Genomic DNA, 19,435 nt, shown 5'->3' on the forward strand with positions numbered 1-19,435 from the left:
GTGCAGACCTAGCGCAGACCGATGGCGCGGTCGCGGGCGCTGAGGATGTGGGTGCCGATGGCATCTTTGGCCCGCTCCGGGTCGCGGGCCTGGATGGCGTGGATGATGGCCAGATGCTCGCGCATGGTCGGCACCAGCACGGCGGTGTTCAGCCTGGTCTTCGACTGCTTGATCAGCCGGATCTTGATCTGGTTGACCCGGTAGGCGTCGGAAATGATGGCGTTGCCCAGCGCGTCGATGATCGTCAGGTGCAGCGCCCAGTCGATGTCCTGCGCCTCCTGCAACAGGGCCGGCCGGATGCCGCCGGCGCCCAAGTCGGCTTCCGCTTCGGCGCAGGCGGCGATGATGCGCTCGTGATCGTCCAGCAGCGCGCGGACCGTCGCCTCCGGCGCCTCCCGGGCGAAGACCGCCACCGCTTCGCGTTCCAGGAACAGGCGGAACTGGAAGGCGTCGCGGATGAGGTTCAGGTCGACATGGGCGACCTGCATCCCCCGCTGCGGCACGGTCTTCACCAGCCCTTCGGCCTCAAGCCGGGGGATCAGTTCGCGGATCGCCCCCAGCGGCAGTTCGGTCAACTCGACCAGCTCGCGCTGCGAGATGAACTGCCCGGGGCGGATCTCGTCCGCCAGCAGCCGCTGCGTGAAGCTCTCGTAAGCCCGGCTGCGCAGGTTGACCGAGTCCCGGTCTCGCTTGGCCAGATCCGGTTTGGCCCGGTCGCTGTTGGCGGAGGTCGTCATCCGTGTGCTGTCCCGTCAGGAGGGCCCCATCAGGCGGCCCTATCCGCGAACACCCGGTCGAAGAGATGCCCGAGCGTCGCGGTGTCCGCCACCGACATAGGCAGCAAAGGCGCCCTCACCGTCAACCATGCGCTGTCGCCGGTGGCGTGCGACACCAGCGCCTTGACCGCCGGGGTGACCGGGTAGCGCAGCACGGCGTCCACCAGCTCGACCAATGCGGCGTCGTCGCGGCCCTGATGGACCACCGTCCGCAGCCGTCCCGGCACCAGATTGGCCATGCCGGAAATGGCGCCCTGGCCGCCGTCGCGCACCGCCTGGGCCAGCACCCGCTCGTCGCCGATCAGCACGGCGAGATCGTCGCGGTGGGCGGCGAGAAGCTGCTGGCTGTAGCCCCAGTCGCCGGCCGAATCCTTGACACCGGTGATCGCCTGCGGGAAGGCGGCCTTCAGCCGGCCGATCAACTCGATCGACAGCGGAACCGCGGTGACCGACGGGATGTGGTAGAGGATGATGTCGCGCGCCCGGTCGCCCAGCTTGGCGATGAAGCTGGAGAACCACGCGAACAGCCCGTCGTCCGACACGCCCTTGAAGTAGAAGGGTGGGGCGACCAGCAGCGCCCGCGCGTCCGCATCGAGCAGCTGGTTGGCCTGGGCCAGCGCGTCGTGCAGCGACGCGGCGATGACGCCGCCGACCACATGGCTGCGGAAATCTATGCCGGCGCCTTTCAGCGCGCCGATCATCTGCTCGCGCGCCACATGGCCGAGCAGCGGACCCTCTCCCGTGGTGCCGAACAGGGTCACCGAGTCGCAGCCGCTGGCGAGGCACCAGGCGACATGCCGGGTCAGGCGGGCCAGATCCACGCTGCCGTCCTCATGGTAGGGCGTGGTCAGCGCGCAGGACAGACCGAAGCGGCCAGTGGATTGATTCACTTTGCATTTCTCCCAGGGGCGGCTGGACGGACGGCCGAACGGCCACCGCGTTACGACTAACATGTTACTAGGATGTTTTTCGTTTGCAAGGGGGCTGCGCTGGATTTATACGTTGACCAAGCAATCAAATCGGTGGCGGCGCGGATCCGTGTCGCTCACAGTATCCGCCGGTCAGGACAAGGCCGGGCATCAAAGGCCCGGGCGATAACGGGGAGGAGTGCATGTCGATGTCGAACGGAATGTCTTTGTCGCGCCGCCGGCTTCTGGCGTCGGGCGCCGCGGCCGGTGCGCTGGGCCTCAGCGGTATCGGCTTGCCCGCCTTCGCCCAGACCGGCGGGGTCAACTGGCGCAAATATGCCGGCACCAAGATCGAGGTGAACCTGATCAAGAGCCCGCGCGGCGACACGCTGACCAAGTACCAGAAGGAATTCGAGGAGCTGACCGGCATCACTGTGGTGTCGGAACAGACCCCGGAGCAGCAGCAGCGCCAAAAGGCGGTGATCGAGCTGACCTCCGGACGGCCGAGCTTCGACGTCGTGCACATCAGCTACCATGTCCAGAAGCGCCAGTTCGAGAAGGGCAAGTGGCTTGCCGACCTGACGCCCTTCATCAAGGACCCGGCGCTGACCGACGCCGGCTTCCTCGACGACTTCTCCGAAGCCGGCGTGACCTTCGCCCGCAATCCGGAAGGCGGGATCGGTGCCTTGCCCTTCTCGGTCGATTACTGGATCGTCTATTGGAACAAGGACCTCTTCGCCAAGAAGAACCTGTCCTTCCCCAAGACCTTCGACGAGATGGTGGCCGCCGCCGCGGCACTGACCGACCCGCCGAGCCAGACCTACGGCTTCGTCGCCCGCGGCATGAAGAACGCCAACACGCCGGTGTGGACCAGCCTGCTGCTGGGTTACGACCAGTACAGCGTCGACGCCAACCGCAACCTGCTGACCGACACGCCGGAGGCCATCGAGGCGGCGAAGCTCTACCAGACGCTGATGACCAAGTCGGCGCCGCCGGGCGTCACCGGCTTCAACTGGGCGGAATGCCAGTCGGCCTTCCTCCAGGGCCGCGTCGGCATGTGGTTCGACGGCGTCGGCTTCGCCCCGCCGCTGGAGGATCCGGAGAAGTCGCGCGTCGTCGGCAAGGTCGGTTACGGCCTGATGCCCAAGGGGCCGAAGGCGCATGCCGCCGCCACCACCGGCGACGGCATCGGCGTCACCGCGGCGTCGAAGAACAAGGAAGCCGCCTATCTCTATTGCCAGTGGGCGACCGGCAAGCTGATGGGCGCCCGCCTGTTGCAGGCCGGGGCCGGCGTGCCGTTCCGCACCTCCGTCCTGTCGGACGCCGAGGTGCGCAAGGGCGTCAAGATGCCGGCGGCCTGGGTCGATGCCGTGGTCGAATCGGCCAAGATCAGCCGCCTCGCCTTGCCGGTCATCATCCCGGTCACTGAATTCCGCGACGTGCTGGGCGGGGCGCTGACCAACATGATCTCCGGCAGCGACCCGGCGGCGGAATTGAAGCGCGCCACCGCCGACTTCAAGCCGATCCTCGAGCGTAGCGAGAAGACGTGAGCATCCTGACCTCGTCTGACCGTGTGGTCGGCGCCGCTTCCGTCGGCAGGACGAAGCGGCTCCGGCCTTCCTACTGGCCCTTCGTGGTGCCGGCGCTGATCGTCGTCATCGGGGTCATCGTCTTTCCCTGGGTCTTCACCCTGTGGATGAGCGCCATGGAATGGCGCATCGGCGAGGAACAGCGCTTCGTCGGTTTACAGAACTATGCCCGGCTGTTCACCGACGTGCGCTTCCTGGAGGCGATGCTCCACACGCTGGTCTACACCGCGCTGTCGGTCCTGGCCCCGCTGGTGCTCGGCACCGCGGCGGCGCTGGCCTTCAACACCAAGCTGCCGGCGAGAGGCCTGCTGCGCGGCATCTTCGTCATGCCGATGATGGCGACCCCGGTCGCCATCGCGCTGGTGTGGACGATGATGTTCCACCCGCAGCTGGGCGTGCTGAACTACCTGCTGTCTCTGGTCGGAATCGGACCGCTGCAATGGGTCTACCACCCCAGCACGGTGATCCTGTCGCTGGTGCTGGTGGAAACCTGGCAATGGACGCCGCTGGTGATGCTGATCGTGCTGGGCGGTCTGGCGGCGCTGCCGACCGAGCCGTACGAGAGCGCGCAGATCGACGGCGCCACCGCCTGGCAGCGCTTCCGCTATCTGACCCTGCCGATGATCAAGCCCTTCCTGATGGTGGCGGTCATCATCCGCACCATCGACGCGCTGAAGAGCTTCGACATCCTCTACACCATCACCCAGGGCGGGCCGGGCACGGCGTCGGAGACGATCAACCTGTATCTCTACAGCGTCGCCTTCACCTATTACGACATCGGCTACGGCTCGGCCATCGCGGTGGTGTTCTTCGTGCTGATCATCCTGCTGTCGCTGATCCTGCTGTACCTGCGCCAGCGTAGCGCCTGGAATACGGGAGACGGGCAATGAGCCGGCCGCTGAGAAAGCTCCTGGACAAGGCCGGCATGGCCGTCTGCGTCCTGCTGCTGGTGTCGCCGGCGCTGCTGTTCTTCATCTGGATGCTGTCGCTGTCGCTGAAGTTTGAGATCGACAACGGCGCCTACCCGCCGATCCTGATCCCGGACCGCTTCGCCTGGAAGAACTACACGACGATCTTCGAGGGCAACAGCTTCCTGCTCTATTTCTGGAACAGCCTGATCGTCACCGGGGCGGCCACCCTGTTCGCGCTGGTGGTCGGCGTGCCCGCCGGCTACGGCATCGCCCGGATGCGGGCGCACAAGTCGGCGGTGGTCATCATGATCGCCCGCATGACGCCCGGCCTGTCCTTCCTGATCCCGCTGTTCCTGCTGTTCCAGTGGCTGGGCTTGCTCGGCACGCTGTGGCCGCAGATCATCATCCATCTGGTCGTCACCGTGCCCATCGTGATCTGGATCATGATCGGCTATTTCGAGACGACGCCGATGGAGCTGGAGGAGGCGGCGATGGTCGACGGTGCGACGCGCTGGCAGATCTTCGCCAAGGTGGCGCTGCCGATCGCCAAGCCCGGCATCGTCGTCGCCTTCATCCTGTCGGTGATCTTCTCCTGGAACAACTTCGTCTTCGGCATCGTGCTGGCCAGCCGCGAGACGCGGACCCTGCCGGTCGCCGTCTACAACATGCTGTCCTTCGAGCAGGTGAGCTGGGGCCCGCTGGCCGCCGCAGCCCTGGTGGTGACGCTGCCGGTGCTGATCCTGACCGTGGCCGCCCAGCGCCAGATCGTGGCGGGCCTGACCGCCGGCGCCGTCAAGGGCGGCTGATCCATCCCAAGAAAGAGACGACCCCATGGCCTCCGTCAGCATTCGGAACGTCCGCAAATCCTACGGTCCGGTCGAGATCATCAAGGGCGTATCCATCGACATCCAGGACGGCGAGTTCGTCATCCTCGTCGGCCCGTCGGGCTGCGGCAAATCCACCCTGCTGCGCATGATCGCCGGGCTGGAGGAGATCAGCGGCGGCACCGTCGCCATCGACGACCGCGTCGTCAACGACGTGCCGCCGAAGGACCGGGACATCGCGATGGTGTTCCAGAATTACGCGCTCTACCCGCACATGACCATCGCCGACAACATGAGCTTCGCGCTGCGGCTGAAGAACACCGCCAAGAGCGAGATCGCGGCCAAGGTTGAGCGGGCGGCCGGCATCCTCGGCCTCGGGCCGCTGCTCGGCCGCTTCCCGCGCCAGCTCTCCGGCGGCCAGCGCCAGCGCGTGGCGATGGGGCGCGCCATCGTCCGCGACCCCAAGGTCTTCCTGTTCGACGAGCCGCTGTCCAACCTCGACGCCAAGCTGCGCGTGCAGATGCGCACCGAGATCAAGGAGATGCACCAGCGGCTGAAGACCACCACCGTCTATGTCACCCACGACCAGATCGAAGCCATGACCATGGCCGACAAGATCGTGGTGATGCATGACGGCATCATCGAGCAGATCGGCGCACCCCTCGACCTCTACGACAATCCGGCCAACATGTTCGTCGCCGGCTTCATCGGTTCGCCGGCGATGAACTTCATCCCCGGCAGCATCGGCGGCGACGGCTTCACCACCGACGGCGGCGACCGCCTGCCGCTTGCGGGCCGCGTGCCGGCGGCGTCGGACGGGCGGCTTGCGGTCTATGGCGTGCGGCCGGAGCATTTCCGCCTCGCCGACGAAGGGATGGCCGCCGAGGTGGTGGTGGTCGAGCCGACCGGGTCGGAAACCCAGATGGTGCTGCGCCCGCTCGGAGGGAAGGCCGGTCAGGTGGGAGTAGGCCGGGAGGATCGCAAGCGCGAGCTGACCTGGGTCCTGCGCGAGCGCACCGGCGCCAAGCCCGGCGAGGTGGTGCGCATCGCCCCCGATCCAGCGCTGGCCCATCTGTTCAACCCCGACACCGGGCTGCGCCTGTGATGACACCGATAGCAGAATCCTTGCCAACCAGAGCCCTGGGCCGCACCGGCATCGCCGTTTCGGAGATCGGCTTCGGCGCCGCGCCGCTGGGCGACCTGTACGGCCGTCTCGACGAGGCCGTCGCGGTCGGCACCGCGGTCGCCGCCCTGTCGGCGGGCGTCACGCTGCTCGACACCTCGCCGCTCTACGGCCACGGGCTGGCGGAGGCGCGTTGCGGTGCCGCCCTGCGTCAGGCCGGGCGCGACGGCGTCGTGCTCTGCACCAAGGTCGGGCGCTGGATGGACCCGCGGCAGGGCCGGGGCGACGGGTCGGGCTATGCCGGCGGACTGCCGCACCGGGCGGTGATCGACTATTCCCATGACGGCACGATGCGGTCGGTGGAGCAGTCGCTGCTGCGGCTGGGCACCGACCGCATCGACGTGCTTCTGATCCATGACGTCGATGTCTGGACGCACGGCGCCGACCGCATCGAGGCCCGCTTCGCCGAGGCGATGAACGGCGCCTATCGCGCGCTCGACCGGCTGCGGGCCGACGGCACGGTCAAGGCCATCGGCGTCGGCGTCAACGAGGCGGAGATGTGCGTCCGCTTCGCTCACGCCGGCGATTTCGACGCCATGCTGCTGGCCGGACGCTATTCGCTGTTGGAGCAGCCGGCGTTGGACGAATTCCTGCCGCTGGCCGAGGCCAAGGGCATCGGCGTGATGCTCGGCGGCGTCTTCAATTCCGGCATCCTCGCCAGCGGCGCCGTTCCTGGCGCCAAGTACAATTACGGTCCGGCGCCGGTCCATATTCTGGAGCGGGTGGAGCGGATCGAGGCGGTCTGCCGAGTCCATGGCGTGCCGCTCGCCACCGCGGCGCTGCATTTTGCCCTGGGGCATCCGGCGGTGTCGTCGGTGGTGCTGGGGGCGGTGACGGCCGGGGAGGTGAGCCGCAACCTCGCCGCCATGGCGGCGGTTGTGCCGGCTGCGCTGTGGTCCGATCTGAAGGGCGAAGGGCTGCTGGCGGCGGACGTGCCGGTGCCGGCCTGAACCGATAAGGATAAGAGCCATGCTGAAAGGACTCGACCCGCTTCTGTCCCCCGACCTGCTGTGGGTGCTGGCCGCCATGGGCCACGGCGACGATCTGGCGCTGGTCGATGCCAACCATCCGGCGGAGACCATCGCCCGCGCCACCATCTCGGGCCGGCTGATCGTGCTGCCGGGGGTGACGATGGCACGCGCCGCCCGCAGCATCCTCAGCGTCTTCCCGCTCGACGGCTTCGTGCCCGACCCGGTGCGCCGGATGGAGGTGGTGGGCGATCCCTCCGCAATCCCCATCGTGCAAGAAGAGGTGCAGGCGGAGGTCGACCGCGCCGAGGGCCGTCCGCAGCCCTTGCAGGGGATCGAGCGGTTCGCCTTCTACGACGCCGCCCGCTGTGCCTTCGCCGTCGTGCAGGTCGGCGATCCGCGGCCCTATGGCTGTTTCCTGCTGCGCAAGGGCGTCATCGCCGGCGACGTGCCGTAACCCGACCCAATTTCAAGATTCGGACTTCGACATGATCCAGTTCCCCGTGGATGTGACCCGAACCCTTCCCAACGACGGCTATGCCGGCACCCTGGCCGGGCGGGTCTGGCGGCCGGGCATCGGCCCGTCGGTGGTGGCGGTGCGCGCCGACGGCGTGTACGACGTGACCGCGACCTTCCCGACCATGAGCGAACTGGCCGCCCGGCCCGATCCGGCGGCGGAGCTTGCCGCGGCGGCGGGGGAGCGCATCGGCGCGCTGGCCGACATCCTCGCCAACACGCCGCCGGACACGCGCGATGCGAACGCTCCCTGGCTGCTGGCGCCGACCGACCTACAGGTGCTGAAGGCGGCCGGCGTCACCTTCGCCGTGTCGATGCTGGAGCGGGTGATCGAGGAGCGCGCCCGCGGCAACCCCGACGCCGCCGAGGCGATCCGCGCCGAGGTGCAGCGGCTGGTCGGCGACGATCTGGCGGCGCTGAAGCCCGGCTCCGACGCGGCGATGAGCCTGAAGGAGGTGCTGATCGCCCAGGGCGCCTGGAGCCAGTATCTGGAGGTCGGCATCGGCCCGGATGCGGAGGTCTTCACCAAGGCGCCCGTCCTGTCGTCGGTCGGCACGCTGATGGACGCCGGGCTGCACCCCAAATCGACCTGGAACAACCCGGAGCCGGAGGTGGTGCTGATCGTCGCCCCCGATGGCCGCATCACCGGGGCGACGCTGGGCAACGACGTCAATCTGCGCGATTTCGAAGGCCGGTCGGCCCTGCTGCTGTCGAAGGCGAAGGACAACAACGCATCCTGCGCCATCGGTCCCTTCATCCGCTTCTTTGACCAAACCTTCACGCTGGACGATGTGCGGAGCACCGACGTCGCCCTGACGGTCGAGGGGCCGGAGGGCTTCCAACTGGCCGGCCTGTCCTCGATCTCGCGGATCAGCCGCGATCCGGAGGATCTCGTCGCCCAGACGGTCGGGCCGGTCCATCAGTATCCCGACGGCTTCGCCCTCTTCCTCGGCACCATGTTCGCGCCGACCCAGGACCGCGACAACCCCGGCGGCGGTTTCACCCACAAGGAGGGCGACATCGTCACCATCGCCGCCCCCAAGCTTGGCGCGCTGGTCAACCGCATGCGGCCGAGCGACGCCTGCGAACCCTGGACCATCGGCATCGCCGACCTGATGCGTTCGCTGGCACGGCGGGGGGCGCTGAAAGGCTGAGCAGCGCCCCCGGTCGAGCGCCGTCACATGACGGCGCCGATCTGCCAGGGCACGAACTCGTTGTCGCCGATGCCGTTCTCCTCGCTGCGGGTGCGGTGGCCCGACGCGGTGTCCAGCATCAGGCGGAACAGGGCAGCCCCCGCCTCCGCCACGCTGGTGCCGCCGTCCAGCACGGCGCCGCCGTTGAAGTCCATGTCGTCGCCCATGCGGGCATAGAGCGCGCTGTTGGTGGCGATCTTCAGCGACGGCGTCGGCTTGCAGCCGTAGGTCGATCCGCGGCCGGTGGTGAAGGCGATCAGGTTGGCGCCGCCCGCCACCTGTCCGGTCGCCGACACCGGGTCGTAGCCGGGTGTGTCCATGAAGACGAGGCCGTGGTCGGTCACCGGCTCGGCGTAATCGACCACCGCGTTCAGACGGGTGCCGCCGCCCTTGGCGACCGCACCCAGCGATTTCTCCAGGATGGTGGTGATGCCGCCGGCCTTGTTGCCGGGCGACGGGTTGTTGTTCATGTCGCCCTTGTGCAGGCGGGTGTAGTCCTCCCACCAGCGGATGCGGTCCATCAGCCTGTCGGCGACGGCCGGGGAGGCGGCGCGGGCGGTGAGCAGATGCTCGGCGCCGTAGATCTCCGGCGTCTCGGACAGGATGGCGGTGCCGCCATGGGCGACCAGCAGATCGACCGCGGCACCCAGCACCGGGTTCGCGGTGATGCCGGAATAGCCGTCGGAGCCGCCGCATTGCAGACCGACCGTCAAATAACTGGCCGGCACCGGCTCGCGCCGGACATCGTTGGCGATGGGAAGCATGGCGCGGACCAGGGCGACGCCGCGGTCGATGGTCTCGCGGGTGCCGCCTTCCTCCTGGATGGTCAGGGTGGCGATCAGCCCGTTCGGGCGCGGCGCCAGGGTCTGGGCCAGCGGTGCGATCTGGTTCATCTCGCAGCCCAGCCCGACCAGCAGAAGCCCGGCGAAATTGGCGTGGTCGGCATAGCCGCGCAGCGTGCGGCGCAGGATCGCCATGCCCTCGCCGGTGCCGTTCATGCCGCAGCCGCTGCCGTGGACGATGGCGACCACCCCGTCGACGTTCGGATAGTCGGCCAGCGCGTTGCCAGTGAAGGCATCGGCGATGCGTTTGCAGACGGTGGCGGAGCAGTTCACGCTGGCGATGACGCCGATGTAGTTGCGGGTGGCGACCTGCCCCGACGGCCGGCGGATGCCGAGGAAGGTCGCCTCCTCCGCGCCGCGGTCGGCCTCGACGATGCGGGTGGCGCCGTGGTCCAACCGGGCCTCGCCCATGCCGAGATTGTGGACGTGGACATGCTGGCCGGGTTCGATGGGCTGGGTGGCTGTGCCGATCACCTGCCCGTACTTGACCACCGGCTCGCCCAGCGCCACGGCGCGGATGGCGATCTTGTGGCCGCTGGGGATGGTGGCGGCGGCGGTGCCGGCGAAGCCGCCGACGGCGACCGGGCTGCCCGCCGGGATTTCACGGGTGGCGACCGCGACGCTGTCCGACGGGTTCAGCAGGAGAAGTTCGGGAACGGAAGACGGCATCGGTCTGGTCCTTGAGGATAGAATGGGACGGCGGACGTGGGATCAGCCCAGCCGGTAGAAGGTTGCGGCATTGCCGCCGAACACCGCGTCATGCGCCGCTGCGGGGACCAGCTGGCGGCACATCTCCAGCCAGCCGGGATAGTCGCCGGCCAGCCGCAGGACCGGCCAGTCGCTGCCCCAGAGCAGCCGGTCGGTGCCGAACAGGGCGATCAGGCGGTCCACATAGGGCCGGATGTCGTCGATCCCGGTGCGCTCGCCCGCTTCGGTCAGCAGGCCGGACAGCTTGCACCGGACATTGGGCAAGGCGGCGAGGGCGGCCATGTCCTCCGCCCAGCCGGGAGTGCCGCCGTGGGCAATCTCCGGCTTGGCGGCGTGATCGATGACGATGGACAGGGCCGGATGCCGACAGGCGAAGCGCAGCAGCGACGGCAGGTGAGGCGGCAGGACCAGCGCGTCGAAGCTCAGTCCCCCTTCGGCCATCGCGGTGGCGGCCGGATCGATGGCCGGATTGTCCAGCCAGTCGGCGGCCTCGGTCTGCACCATCGGCCGCAGGCCCTTCAGCTTGGGATGGGCGGCCAGCGCCTGCACCCGCTGCGGGGCGTCCGGTGCCTTCAGGTCGGTCCAGCCGACGACGCCGCGGATGAAGCTGTGCTTTGCGGCGAGGTCGAGCATGAACAGGGTGTCGGCCTCGCTGGACAGGGTCTGCACCAGGACGGTGCCGTCGATGCCGTTTTCCAGCAGCAGCGGCAGCAGGTCGGGCGGCAGGAAGTCGCAGTAAATGGGACCGAGCTCCGGCGGCGGCCATTCGCCCCGGCGGGCGGCCATCAGCCAGAAATGCTGGTGGGCGTCGATGCGCATCGCTTACCCCTCCACCGGAACAGGCGCCGCTTCATTCAGCAGTCCGCGCGCCTTCAATGCCTGCAGGAAGGCGGCGGGGATCGGTGCCTGCAGCCAAACGAGATTGGTCACCAATTCGCCGGCGTTGCGCACCCCGGTGACGCAGGAGGCCACCGCCGGATGGGCGAGCGGGAATTGCAGGGCGGCGACGAGGCGGTTGGCCTCGGCCGGATCGGTCGGGCGGTAGAGCCCGCCAAGCTGCGCGCAGCCCAGCCCGATCATCGGGAGCGACAGGCCGGAGCGTGGCAGGGTGCGGCGGTCGGTCAGGTTCATGCGGGACGCCTCGACTGCGGAAACCAACTGTGAAAACTCGATGGCGAAGAAAATGGCGCGCGCGGCGAGGGACCGGGCGCCGTGCACGCCCAAGGTCAGGAGAAGGGGGCGCTGCTCAGTACAGAACGTTCTGCGCCTCCGGCGTCGCCAGATTGGCCTTGGTCACCAGCACGACGCCGGTGTCGAGCGCCTTTTCGACCTTCTCGCGCTTGGTCAGCTTGACCGCCGTCTGCACCCCCAGATAGCCCATCTGGTAGGAGCCCTGGACGGCGATGGCCTCCAGCGTGCCGTCCTTGACGAAGCCCTGGAGGTCCTGGTTGCCGTCGAAGCCGACCGCGGCGATGTGGCCAGCCTTGCCGTTCTGGGCCAGCGCGCGGCCCATGCCGATGGCGGTCGGCTCGTTGGCGCCGAAGATGCCCTTCAGGTCAGGGTTGGCGGCCAGCACGTCGGTGGTCTGGTTCAGCGCGGTCGCCATCTGCGACTGGGAATAGAAGGGACCGACGATCTCCAGCTTGGAATGGTCCTTGATGTATTTGGTGAAGCCGCCGACCCGGCCGATCTCCGAACCCGCACCGGCGACATAGGACATGACGGCGATCTTGCCGCTGGTGCCGACCTTGTCGATCAGCGCCTTGGCGCACAGTTCGCCCGCCTTGACGTTGTCGGTGGACAGCATGGCCTGGTAATACTGCTTGCCGGCGTCCGAGACGGGTGAGTCGATCAGCACCACCGGGATCTTGGCCTCCCATGCCTTTTTCAGCACCGGGACCAGCGCGTCGGGGTCGGAGGGAGCCAGCACGATGCCGGCGACCTTCCGGTTCACCGCGTTCTCCACCATGTTGACCTGATCGGCGATGGCCGATTCCGCCGCCGGACCCTGGAAGGTCATGGTGTAGCCGTCCGCCTCCTTCTGAGCGGTGGCGGCTCCCTTCTGCACATTCTGCCAGAAGGTGGAGTTCACCGTCTTCACCACCACGGCGATTTCCTTATCCGCGGCGAGTGCCGAACCGGCTGCGAGAGCGATGGCGGACGCCAGACAGGCCGAAACGAAGCGCTTCATGGTTTCACTCCCTGTTGGATTATTGGGGTTGGTTTGTTTGCTTTTCGGGAAACGCCGGTCAGCGCCGGTTGCGGATCTGGTCGATCCAGACGGTCAGCAGGATGACCAGACCGATGATGATCTGCTGGGTGAAGGCCGACACGCCGTTCATGTTCAGCCCGTTGCGCAGGATGCCGATCACGAAGGCGCCGATGGCGGTGCCGGAGATCGTCCCCACCCCGCCGATCAGCGAGGTGCCGCCGATGACGGCGCTGGCGATGGCGTCCAACTCGTACATCACGCCTTCGTTGGGCTGGGCAGTGACGAGGCGGGACATCAGGACGCAGCCGGTCAGCCCGGCCAGCGTGCCGGACAGGACATAGGTGAACAGGGTGACGCCGGCGACATTGACGCCGGATAGCCGTGCCGCTTCCGCGTTCGATCCCACGGCATAGATGTGGCGGCCCAGCGTGGTGCGGCTCAGCATGATCGCCACGGCGATGGCAATGACCACCATCAGCACCACCGGATAGGGAATGCCGGGGAAGACCACGTCGGGGAAACCGTCCTCGCCGATGCGGACGATGCGGAACATGGCGCCATTGCCAAGTTCGCCGAAGGAGTCGCCCAGGCCCGACACGGCGCGCGCGCCGGTGATCTGCAAGGCGACGCCGCGCGCCACCATCATCATGCCCAGCGTGGCGATGAAGGGCGGCAGCTTCAGCCGCGTCACGCACAGCCCGTTCAGCAGGCCGCAGAAGGCGCCGACCAGGATGCCCAGCCCCATGCCGAGCGGCACCGGCGCGCCGGCCTTGACCGCCAGCGCCGCCACCACGCCGGACAGCGCCAGGACGGAGCCGACCGACAGGTCGATGCCGCCGGTGATGATGACGCAGGTCGCGGCGATGCCGAGATAGGCGATGGAGGTCACCTGCAAGGCGATGGTCATGCCGTTGCCGACGCTGAGGAAGGCGTCGCTGGTCGCGGAGAAGACGGCGACCAGCACCAGCAGCCCGGCGAGTGCCGCGAATTTCTGGATCAGATCCTTGCGCCGGTCGTTCATCACCCGGTTGTTCATGGTTTGTGGACCGTCGCTCACCGGCTGGCGCGGTGCGGCGGACGGCGCGGCGTCGAGGGTCTTGGTGGTGGGATTGCTCATGGCGTTCCGGCTCCCGGCGCCGCCGGGCGGCCATGGCCCGAGGCGAAATGCATGATCTCTTCCTGGCTGGTCGCGCGCGTGTTCAGAACGGCGGTGATCCGGCCTTCATGGAAGACGGCGACGCGGTCGGTCAGGCCGAGGATCTCCGGCAGTTCGGAGCTGATCAGCACCACTCCGATCCCCTCGGCGGCCAGCCGGTCGAGAAGCTGGTAGATCGCGAACTTGGCGCCGACGTCGATGCCGCGCGTCGGCTCGTCGAAGAACAGGATGCGCGACTGGCGGAACAGCCACTTGGCGATGACGATCTTCTGCTGGTTGCCGCCCGACAGCAGGCGCGCCACCTGATGCGGCGACGGCGTGCGGATCGACAGCATCTGGATGTAGCGCCAGGCCGCCTGCTCCTCCGCCTTGCGGTCGATGAAGCCCAGCGCGCTGGACACCGCCCCCATGTTGGCGAGCGTCAGGTTCTGGCTGACCGACATCTTGACCGCCAGCCCGTGGCTCTTGCGGTCCTCCGACAGATAGGCGATGCCGTGGGCGATGGCGTCGCGCGGGGTCTTCACCGCGATCTCGCCGTCGCCGAGCCGGATGGTTCCGGCATCCAGCGGGTCGGCGCCGAAGATCGCCCGCGCCACCTCGGTGCGGCCGGCGCCCATCAGTCCGGCGAAGCCCAGGATCTCGCCGCGCCGCAGTTCGAAGCCGACATCGTGGAAGACGCCGCGGCGGGTCAGGCCGCGCACCTCCATCAGCACGTCGGCGGTGGGAACGGAGGTGCGCTCCGGGAATTTGTCGTCCAGCGAGCGGCCGACCATCAGCGCGACGATCTCGTCCACGCAGGTGTCGGCGAAGGCGCGGGTGTCGACGTAACGCCCGTCACGCAGCACCGTCACCCGGTCGACGATCAGCGCCATCTCGTCCAGCCGGTGGGAGATGTAGACGATCCCCACCCCCTGCTCCTTCAACTCCCGGATCACCTGGAACAGAAGGGCGGTTTCGGATTCGGTGAGGGACGAGGTCGGCTCGTCCATGATGACGATCTCGGCGTTCAGCGACAGCGCCTTGGCGATCTCCACCATCTGGCACTGGGCAACCGACAGGGATTTGACCTGCGCGTCGGGGCGGATGTCGACGCCGAGACGATCGAGGCAGGACTGGGCCTGCCGGCGCAATGCGCTGCGGTCGATGAACCAGCCGCGTTTCGGTTCCCGCGCCAGGAAGATGTTCTCGGCCACGCTCAGATGCGGGACGAGGTTCAGCTCCTGGTGGATGATGGCGATGCCGGCCCGTTCGGCGTCGAGGGAGGAGGCGAAGCGCCGCATCTCACCCTTGTAGGCGATGCTGCCCTCGTCGGGATGGTACTGGCCGCTGATGATCTTCATCAGAGTCGATTTGCCGGCCCCGTTCTCGCCGCACAGCGCATGGACCTCGCCGCGGCGCAGGTCGAAGCCGACGCCGTCCAGCGCCAGCACGCCGGGGAACCGCTTGGTGATGCCGTCCAGCCGCAGCAGCTCGGCCCCCGCCACCGCTGCGGGGAACCGGCCGGGGGCCGTGTCGAGCGACGCTTGCTGCATGGCGCCTCCCCATCCGGTGCGGCCCCTCGTACCAGGGCGCGCCGTTTGGCTGCTTTGTCGAGCAAACCACTGATCCTGCCGGCCGCCCCGTTGACCGGGTCACGGCCGGGCTGGTGTCACTCCGCCGCGTAGACCTGCTGGCGCTGGCGGCCGAGGCCCTGGATCTCCAGCTCGATCCGGTCGCCGGGCTTCAGATAGGTCGGCGGCTTCAGCCCCAGCCCGACGCCCGGCGGCGTGCCGGTGGAGATGACGTCGCCGGGATGCAGGCTCATGAACTGCGACAGGTAGGAGACGATGTGGGCGACGCCATAGACCATCGTCCGGGTCGAGCCGTTCTGATAGCGGTGGCCGTTGACCTCCAGCCACATGTCGAGCGCCTGCGGGTCGGGAACCTCGTCCTTGGTCACCAGCCAGGGGCCGATGGGTCCGAAGGTGTCGCAGCTCTTGCCCTTGGACCACTGGCCCTGGCGTTCGATCTGGAATTCCCGTTCCGACAGGTCGTTGACGACGCAATAGCCGGCGACATGGTCCAGCGCCTCGGCCTCCGACACATATTTCGCCGTCTTGCCGATGACGACGCCCAGTTCGACCTCCCAGTCGGTCTTGGTCGAGCCGCGCGGGATTTCCACCGGGTCGTCCGGACCCTGGATGGTGGAGGTCGCCTTCATGAAGATCACCGGCTCCGACGGGACCGTTGCCCCGGTTTCCGCCGCATGGTCGGAATAGTTGAGGCCGATGCAGACGAACTTGCCGGTGCAGGCCACGCAAGGACCCAGCCGGGTCGAGGCGTCGACCGGCGGCAGGCTGTCCACCGGCAAGGCCGCGATCTCCGCCAGCCCTTCCGGCAGCAGCCAGCGGCCGGCGATGTCGTCGACATGGGCGGACAGGTCGCGGATACGCCCTTGGGCATCCAGCAATCCCGGCTTCTCGGCCCCTCGCGGGCCATGGCGCAGAAGCTTCATCGAGCGTTTCCCCAGATCTAGGAGTTTCTTGTCGTTTGCGCGGCCCGGCCAAAGGGGCCGTTGCCGGTCGGAGCCTTGGCGGTCAGGTGCCCGGCGGTCAGGTATTCGTCCAGCCGCCGTCGATGGCGATCGCCTGTCCGGTCATGAAGGAGGACTCGTCCGACGCGAGGTAGACGGCGAGCTTCGCTACCTCCTCCGCCGTGCCCAGCCGGCCCATTGGCTGGCGCGCGATGAAGGCGGCGCGCGCGGTGTCGTAATCGCCGAGCGCCCGCATGCGGTCGTGCAGCGATGGGCTGTCCACCGTGCCGGGGCAGATGGCGTTGACGCGGATGCCGCGGGTGACGTAGTCGGCTGCGACCGACTTGGTCAGGCCGATCACCGCGGCCTTGGTGGTGCCGTAGATGAAGCGGTTCGGCGCCCCGATGATCGACGAGGCGACGGACGACATATTGACGATGGAGCCGCCGCCGGCCTCCAGCATTCCTGGCAGCAAGGCGCGGATCATCCGGTACATCGACCGGACATTCAGCGTAACGGCGAAGTCGAAGGCGTCTTCGTCGCACTCCAGCACCGTGCCGGCATGAACGAAGCCGGCGCAGTTGAACAGAACCGACGGAGCCGGCACCTCGGCGGCAAAGGCGCGGATCGCCGCCGGATCGCAGACGTCCAGGCGGCGGGTGACGATGCCGGGTATCCCCGACAGCTCCGCCAGCAGCCCGTCATTGATGTCCGTCGCCACCACGCTGGCGCCTTCCTCCGCGAAGGCGAGGGCGGCGGCACGGCCCATTCCCTGTGCCGCAGCGGTGACGATGGCGGTCTTGCCCTGCAATCTGCCGGTCATGGCGGTGTGTTCTCCCCAGGCGTTGTTCCCCAGGCGCGATGTCCGGTGCGGTTGCCGATCCGCCGGTTGCATCGCCGTTGCCACAATCCGCAGCGCGGATCGTATATTTTATATACACATCGCCATTGCGCCTGTAAATCGATCCGTCAGTCCAACGAAAAGATTTCCGATATACGCCGGCTGGCTTCGTCGAGCGCGGCCAGGATTTCCGCCGGTTCCTTGGGAACCTGCCGGGTGCGCAGATAGGGACAGGTCAGGGCGGCGGCGGCGCCGCCTTCCCGCCGGTCGATCACGGGACAGGAGAGATCCACAACCGCTTCGGTGATGCCGCTGGGGCGGGCGACATGGCCGGCGGCGCGGACGGCATCCAGGTTGCGGTCCAGCGCATCCAGGTCGATCCACGGATCCTCCCGCCGCAACTCCTCATACAGGCCATGGCGGCGGCGGGCGCCGATGAAGGCCATCAGGCAGTGGCCGGACCCGGTCAGCACCAGGGGCTGGCGGTAGCCGATGCGGACGGTGAAGCCGATGTGGCTGGTGCTTTCCACCCGCGCCACCACCGCGATCTGCGTGCCCGACATCACGGCGAGATGGCAGGAATAGCCGGTCTTCTCGGCGAAGGCGTTCATGAAGGGCAGGGCGATTTCGATCAGGGAGCGGTTGACCGGCCGGTTCATCCCCAGGCGGAACAGCCGGTCGGTGACGCGGAAACGGTCGTCGCCCTCCAGCCGCTCGATGTAGCCGCGCTGTGCCAGCACCGAAACCATGCGGAAGATCTCGCCCTTGGTCCGTCCCACCCCGTCGCCGATCTGCTGCAACGACTGGGGATCGCGGCACTCGGACAGGAATTCCAGGATGTCCAACCCCTTTTCCAGCGCCGGGGCGGAGTATCGCCGCTCGCGGTCCGGTGTGTCCGGCAGATCGGCGGACAGGTCGGTCGGGTCGGCGTCGGTTCCGGTCATGGTGGCGTGCCCTCTTTTGCCGGTGCGGCTTCGTTTTATATATGATTCTCCCACTTCACCGGAAAAACAATGGAGGAGTTGGTCGCCGGCGCCATACTCTAGAAGCAACGGGAGCCTCGGGTCTCCGAGGCTCCCGACTTGCCTGACCGGTGCTCCGTTCCCTTATTTGACGGTGGTGTTGGACACCTTGACCGCTGTCGGCTGTGCCGCCGAAGGCTTGGCCAGATCCTGGCGCAGATCGCTGGGCTTCAGCGGTTCGCCCTTGCGCCAGGAAATGTGGTAGTAAAGGCTCGCGACCTCCGGGTAGGTTTCAAAATTGTCGAGGTTCGCGCGGGCCTTCGTCTGGTTGCGCTGGGCGCACACCACGTCCCCCCGCTCCGTGCACAGTTCGGCACGCAGCGACGGCACCAAGGCGCTGGTCGGATCCCAATATTCGGCATCGTCGAGCGCCGTGATCGCCTGATCGTAGCGGCCCGTTGCCATGAAGGCGCCGGCCCGCACCAGATCCCCGGCGGCGAGCAGCGTGTAGGCGCGCTGATAGCGGGCGGACTCCATCGCCGGCTTCAGATAGGTTTCCACCGACTTCTCATCGTCCTTCACCAGCATGACGAAGGCGCGGTTCACGCGGGGGAAGAGCAGGGCAGGGTCGGTCTGGTCGGCCTCCTCGAACAGGCGGGCGGCCTCGTCGGGCTTCTGTTTGTGAAGGGCGACGATGCCCGCCATGTTCAGAATGCTGGCCCGCTCCCTGTAGTAGGTCTTCGAGGCGTAGGTCTTCAGCTCGCGGGCGATCAGCTCGTCGACCTCGGTGTAGTCGTGCTGGCGGTCGGCGCTCTGGAGCGCGTAGACCACCGTCACATAGGGGGCGAGATGCTCCATCACCTCCTGTGCCGCGCGGCCCATCATGTCGGGCAGCGACTCGCCGTCCTTGCGCTTGACGATCACCGGGAAGGGCGGCTCGTCCGGGTCGCGCACCATGGCGACGAGCTGGAGCTTGCCCTCCTTCTCGTCCTTGGCGAAGCTGCCGTTCACCGTCGCCGTCTTCATGCCGAAGGTGTGCTGAACGGCGGCGGTCATATCCTCCAGCTTCAGCGTCTTGGCCAGGACCGCTCCCATGGTCTTGGCCTTGGTCGAGCGCACGCTCGGGCTGCCGAAATAGGACTTGGTGTCGCCGATCTCCTGCATCTTGGCGATGAACATGTCCTCCATCACGTCGCCCTTGGCGGTTCCCTTGGACAACTCGTCGGGCATGTACAGGCTGACGGAGACGCTGTCGGCATGCAGGACGGCATCGGTCGAGATGATGCCGAAGGCGGCCATGAAGGCGACCGCGAGCGAAATGGGATCCATGGTGT

The 19,435-nt window shown here is 67.7% G+C and carries 19 protein-coding genes; 7 read left to right on the top strand and 12 right to left on the bottom strand.

Annotated elements, in window-relative coordinates; all coding sequences use genetic code 11:
- Positions 1 to 8: 8 nt before the first annotated feature.
- A complete protein-coding gene (locus TSH64_RS33045; RefSeq protein WP_109451554.1) occupies positions 9 to 737 on the bottom strand; it encodes a GntR family transcriptional regulator in 729 nt (242 codons plus the stop codon).
- A gap of 29 nt (positions 738 to 766) precedes the next feature.
- Positions 767 to 1,666 (bottom strand): dihydrodipicolinate synthase family protein, encoded by a 900-nt coding sequence (locus TSH64_RS33050; protein ID WP_109451556.1) that lies wholly within the window; start codon positions 1,664 to 1,666, stop codon positions 767 to 769.
- 227 nt (positions 1,667 to 1,893) lie between these two features.
- On the opposite strand from TSH64_RS33050, the gene TSH64_RS33055 reads away from it, so the two are divergent.
- Genes TSH64_RS33055 through TSH64_RS33085 form a run of 7 tightly spaced genes read left to right on the top strand, consistent with a single transcriptional unit; the run spans position 1,894 to position 8,829 of the window.
- Entirely contained in the window at positions 1,894 to 3,234 is a 1,341-nt protein-coding gene (locus TSH64_RS33055) for a sugar ABC transporter substrate-binding protein (protein ID WP_109453275.1), read from the top strand.
- On the top strand, positions 3,231 to 4,163 hold the full coding sequence (locus TSH64_RS33060) for a sugar ABC transporter permease (protein ID WP_109451558.1): 933 nt from the start codon (positions 3,231 to 3,233) through the stop codon (positions 4,161 to 4,163). Before TSH64_RS33055 ends, TSH64_RS33060 begins: the two co-directional genes overlap by 4 nt.
- The gene (locus TSH64_RS33065) at positions 4,160 to 4,990 is read left to right on the top strand and encodes a carbohydrate ABC transporter permease (protein WP_098738250.1); all 831 of its coding nucleotides are present in this window, start codon (positions 4,160 to 4,162) and stop codon (positions 4,988 to 4,990) included. The genes TSH64_RS33060 and TSH64_RS33065 overlap by 4 nt, the downstream gene beginning before the upstream one ends.
- A 25-nt stretch (positions 4,991 to 5,015) precedes the next feature.
- A complete protein-coding gene (gene ugpC / locus TSH64_RS33070; protein ID WP_109451560.1) occupies positions 5,016 to 6,113 on the top strand; it encodes a sn-glycerol-3-phosphate ABC transporter ATP-binding protein UgpC in 1,098 nt (365 codons plus the stop codon).
- A 20-nt stretch (positions 6,114 to 6,133) separates the two neighbouring features.
- On the top strand, positions 6,134 to 7,141 hold the full coding sequence (locus TSH64_RS33075; protein ID WP_247873290.1) for an aldo/keto reductase: 1,008 nt from the start codon (positions 6,134 to 6,136) through the stop codon (positions 7,139 to 7,141).
- Between the two features lie 19 nt (positions 7,142 to 7,160).
- Positions 7,161 to 7,616 carry an RbsD/FucU domain-containing protein gene (locus tag TSH64_RS33080; RefSeq protein WP_109451565.1) on the top strand — a complete coding sequence of 152 codons (456 nt, stop codon included), beginning with the start codon at positions 7,161 to 7,163 and terminating at the stop codon, positions 7,614 to 7,616.
- 31 nt (positions 7,617 to 7,647) lie between these two features.
- Positions 7,648 to 8,829: a fumarylacetoacetate hydrolase family protein gene (locus TSH64_RS33085; protein ID WP_109451567.1), complete on the top strand. Its 1,182-nt coding sequence runs from the start codon at positions 7,648 to 7,650 to the stop codon at positions 8,827 to 8,829.
- A gap of 23 nt (positions 8,830 to 8,852) precedes the next feature.
- On the opposite strand, the gene TSH64_RS33090 is transcribed toward TSH64_RS33085, so the two are convergent.
- The 10 genes from TSH64_RS33090 to TSH64_RS33135 all read right to left on the bottom strand — a co-directional run bounded on the left by TSH64_RS33090 (position 8,853) and on the right by TSH64_RS33135 (position 19,430).
- Complete coding sequence (locus TSH64_RS33090) at positions 8,853 to 10,379, bottom strand: altronate dehydratase family protein (RefSeq protein ID WP_109451569.1); 1,527 nt, start codon at positions 10,377 to 10,379, stop codon at positions 8,853 to 8,855.
- Between the two features lie 42 nt (positions 10,380 to 10,421).
- Positions 10,422 to 11,237, bottom strand: coding sequence for an amidohydrolase family protein (locus TSH64_RS33095; protein WP_109451571.1), 816 nt, complete (start codon positions 11,235 to 11,237; stop codon positions 10,422 to 10,424).
- A gap of 3 nt (positions 11,238 to 11,240) precedes the next feature.
- On the bottom strand, positions 11,241 to 11,549 hold the full coding sequence (locus TSH64_RS36070) for a hypothetical protein (protein WP_199237726.1): 309 nt from the start codon (positions 11,547 to 11,549) through the stop codon (positions 11,241 to 11,243).
- Between the two features lie 115 nt (positions 11,550 to 11,664).
- Positions 11,665 to 12,609, bottom strand: coding sequence for an ABC transporter substrate-binding protein (locus TSH64_RS33105; RefSeq protein WP_109451573.1), 945 nt, complete (start codon positions 12,607 to 12,609; stop codon positions 11,665 to 11,667).
- 58 nt (positions 12,610 to 12,667) lie between these two features.
- The gene (locus TSH64_RS33110; protein WP_247873291.1) at positions 12,668 to 13,747 is read right to left on the bottom strand and encodes an ABC transporter permease; all 1,080 of its coding nucleotides are present in this window, start codon (positions 13,745 to 13,747) and stop codon (positions 12,668 to 12,670) included.
- Positions 13,744 to 15,318 carry a sugar ABC transporter ATP-binding protein gene (locus TSH64_RS33115; RefSeq protein ID WP_109451575.1) on the bottom strand — a complete coding sequence of 525 codons (1,575 nt, stop codon included), beginning with the start codon at positions 15,316 to 15,318 and terminating at the stop codon, positions 13,744 to 13,746. Before TSH64_RS33115 ends, TSH64_RS33110 begins: the two co-directional genes overlap by 4 nt.
- A 116-nt stretch (positions 15,319 to 15,434) precedes the next feature.
- Positions 15,435 to 16,280 carry a fumarylacetoacetate hydrolase family protein gene (locus tag TSH64_RS33120; RefSeq protein ID WP_109451577.1) on the bottom strand — a complete coding sequence of 282 codons (846 nt, stop codon included), beginning with the start codon at positions 16,278 to 16,280 and terminating at the stop codon, positions 15,435 to 15,437.
- 97 nt (positions 16,281 to 16,377) lie between these two features.
- Positions 16,378 to 17,121, bottom strand: a complete 744-nt coding sequence (locus tag TSH64_RS33125) for an SDR family oxidoreductase (protein ID WP_109451580.1) — start codon at positions 17,119 to 17,121, stop codon at positions 16,378 to 16,380.
- Positions 17,122 to 17,267: 146 nt separating this feature from the next.
- The gene (locus TSH64_RS33130) at positions 17,268 to 18,083 is read right to left on the bottom strand and encodes an IclR family transcriptional regulator (protein ID WP_247873292.1); all 816 of its coding nucleotides are present in this window, start codon (positions 18,081 to 18,083) and stop codon (positions 17,268 to 17,270) included.
- A 162-nt stretch (positions 18,084 to 18,245) separates the two neighbouring features.
- Positions 18,246 to 19,430 (bottom strand): hypothetical protein, encoded by a 1,185-nt coding sequence (locus tag TSH64_RS33135; RefSeq protein WP_109451584.1) that lies wholly within the window; start codon positions 19,428 to 19,430, stop codon positions 18,246 to 18,248.
- Positions 19,431 to 19,435 lie beyond the last annotated feature (5 nt).

The sequence above is a fragment of the Azospirillum sp. TSH64 genome, from assembly GCF_003116035.1.
Taxonomy (GTDB): domain Bacteria; phylum Pseudomonadota; class Alphaproteobacteria; order Azospirillales; family Azospirillaceae; genus Azospirillum.

What these genes read in the sequence shown, in the direction of transcription:
- TSH64_RS33045 (WP_109451554.1), bottom strand. Translation starts at nt 737, where the DNA reads ATGACGACCTCCGCCAACAGCGACCGGGCCAAACCGGATCTGGCCAAG.
- TSH64_RS33055 (WP_109453275.1), top strand. Translation starts at nt 1,894, where the DNA reads ATGTCGAACGGAATGTCTTTGTCGCGCCGCCGGCTTCTGGCGTCGGGC.
- TSH64_RS33065 (WP_098738250.1), top strand. Translation starts at nt 4,160, where the DNA reads ATGAGCCGGCCGCTGAGAAAGCTCCTGGACAAGGCCGGCATGGCCGTC.
- ugpC (WP_109451560.1), top strand. Translation starts at nt 5,016, where the DNA reads ATGGCCTCCGTCAGCATTCGGAACGTCCGCAAATCCTACGGTCCGGTC.
- TSH64_RS33080 (WP_109451565.1), top strand. Translation starts at nt 7,161, where the DNA reads ATGCTGAAAGGACTCGACCCGCTTCTGTCCCCCGACCTGCTGTGGGTG.
- TSH64_RS33085 (WP_109451567.1), top strand. Translation starts at nt 7,648, where the DNA reads ATGATCCAGTTCCCCGTGGATGTGACCCGAACCCTTCCCAACGACGGC.
- TSH64_RS33090 (WP_109451569.1), bottom strand. Translation starts at nt 10,379, where the DNA reads ATGCCGTCTTCCGTTCCCGAACTTCTCCTGCTGAACCCGTCGGACAGC.
- TSH64_RS33095 (WP_109451571.1), bottom strand. Translation starts at nt 11,237, where the DNA reads ATGCGCATCGACGCCCACCAGCATTTCTGGCTGATGGCCGCCCGCCGG.
- TSH64_RS36070 (WP_199237726.1), bottom strand. Translation starts at nt 11,549, where the DNA reads ATGAACCTGACCGACCGCCGCACCCTGCCACGCTCCGGCCTGTCGCTC.
- TSH64_RS33105 (WP_109451573.1), bottom strand. Translation starts at nt 12,609, where the DNA reads ATGAAGCGCTTCGTTTCGGCCTGTCTGGCGTCCGCCATCGCTCTCGCA.
- TSH64_RS33110 (WP_247873291.1), bottom strand. Translation starts at nt 13,747, where the DNA reads ATGAGCAATCCCACCACCAAGACCCTCGACGCCGCGCCGTCCGCCGCA.
- TSH64_RS33115 (WP_109451575.1), bottom strand. Translation starts at nt 15,318, where the DNA reads ATGCAGCAAGCGTCGCTCGACACGGCCCCCGGCCGGTTCCCCGCAGCG.
- TSH64_RS33120 (WP_109451577.1), bottom strand. Translation starts at nt 16,280, where the DNA reads ATGAAGCTTCTGCGCCATGGCCCGCGAGGGGCCGAGAAGCCGGGATTG.
- TSH64_RS33125 (WP_109451580.1), bottom strand. Translation starts at nt 17,121, where the DNA reads ATGACCGGCAGATTGCAGGGCAAGACCGCCATCGTCACCGCTGCGGCA.
- TSH64_RS33130 (WP_247873292.1), bottom strand. Translation starts at nt 18,083, where the DNA reads ATGACCGGAACCGACGCCGACCCGACCGACCTGTCCGCCGATCTGCCG.
- TSH64_RS33135 (WP_109451584.1), bottom strand. Translation starts at nt 19,430, where the DNA reads ATGGATCCCATTTCGCTCGCGGTCGCCTTCATGGCCGCCTTCGGCATC.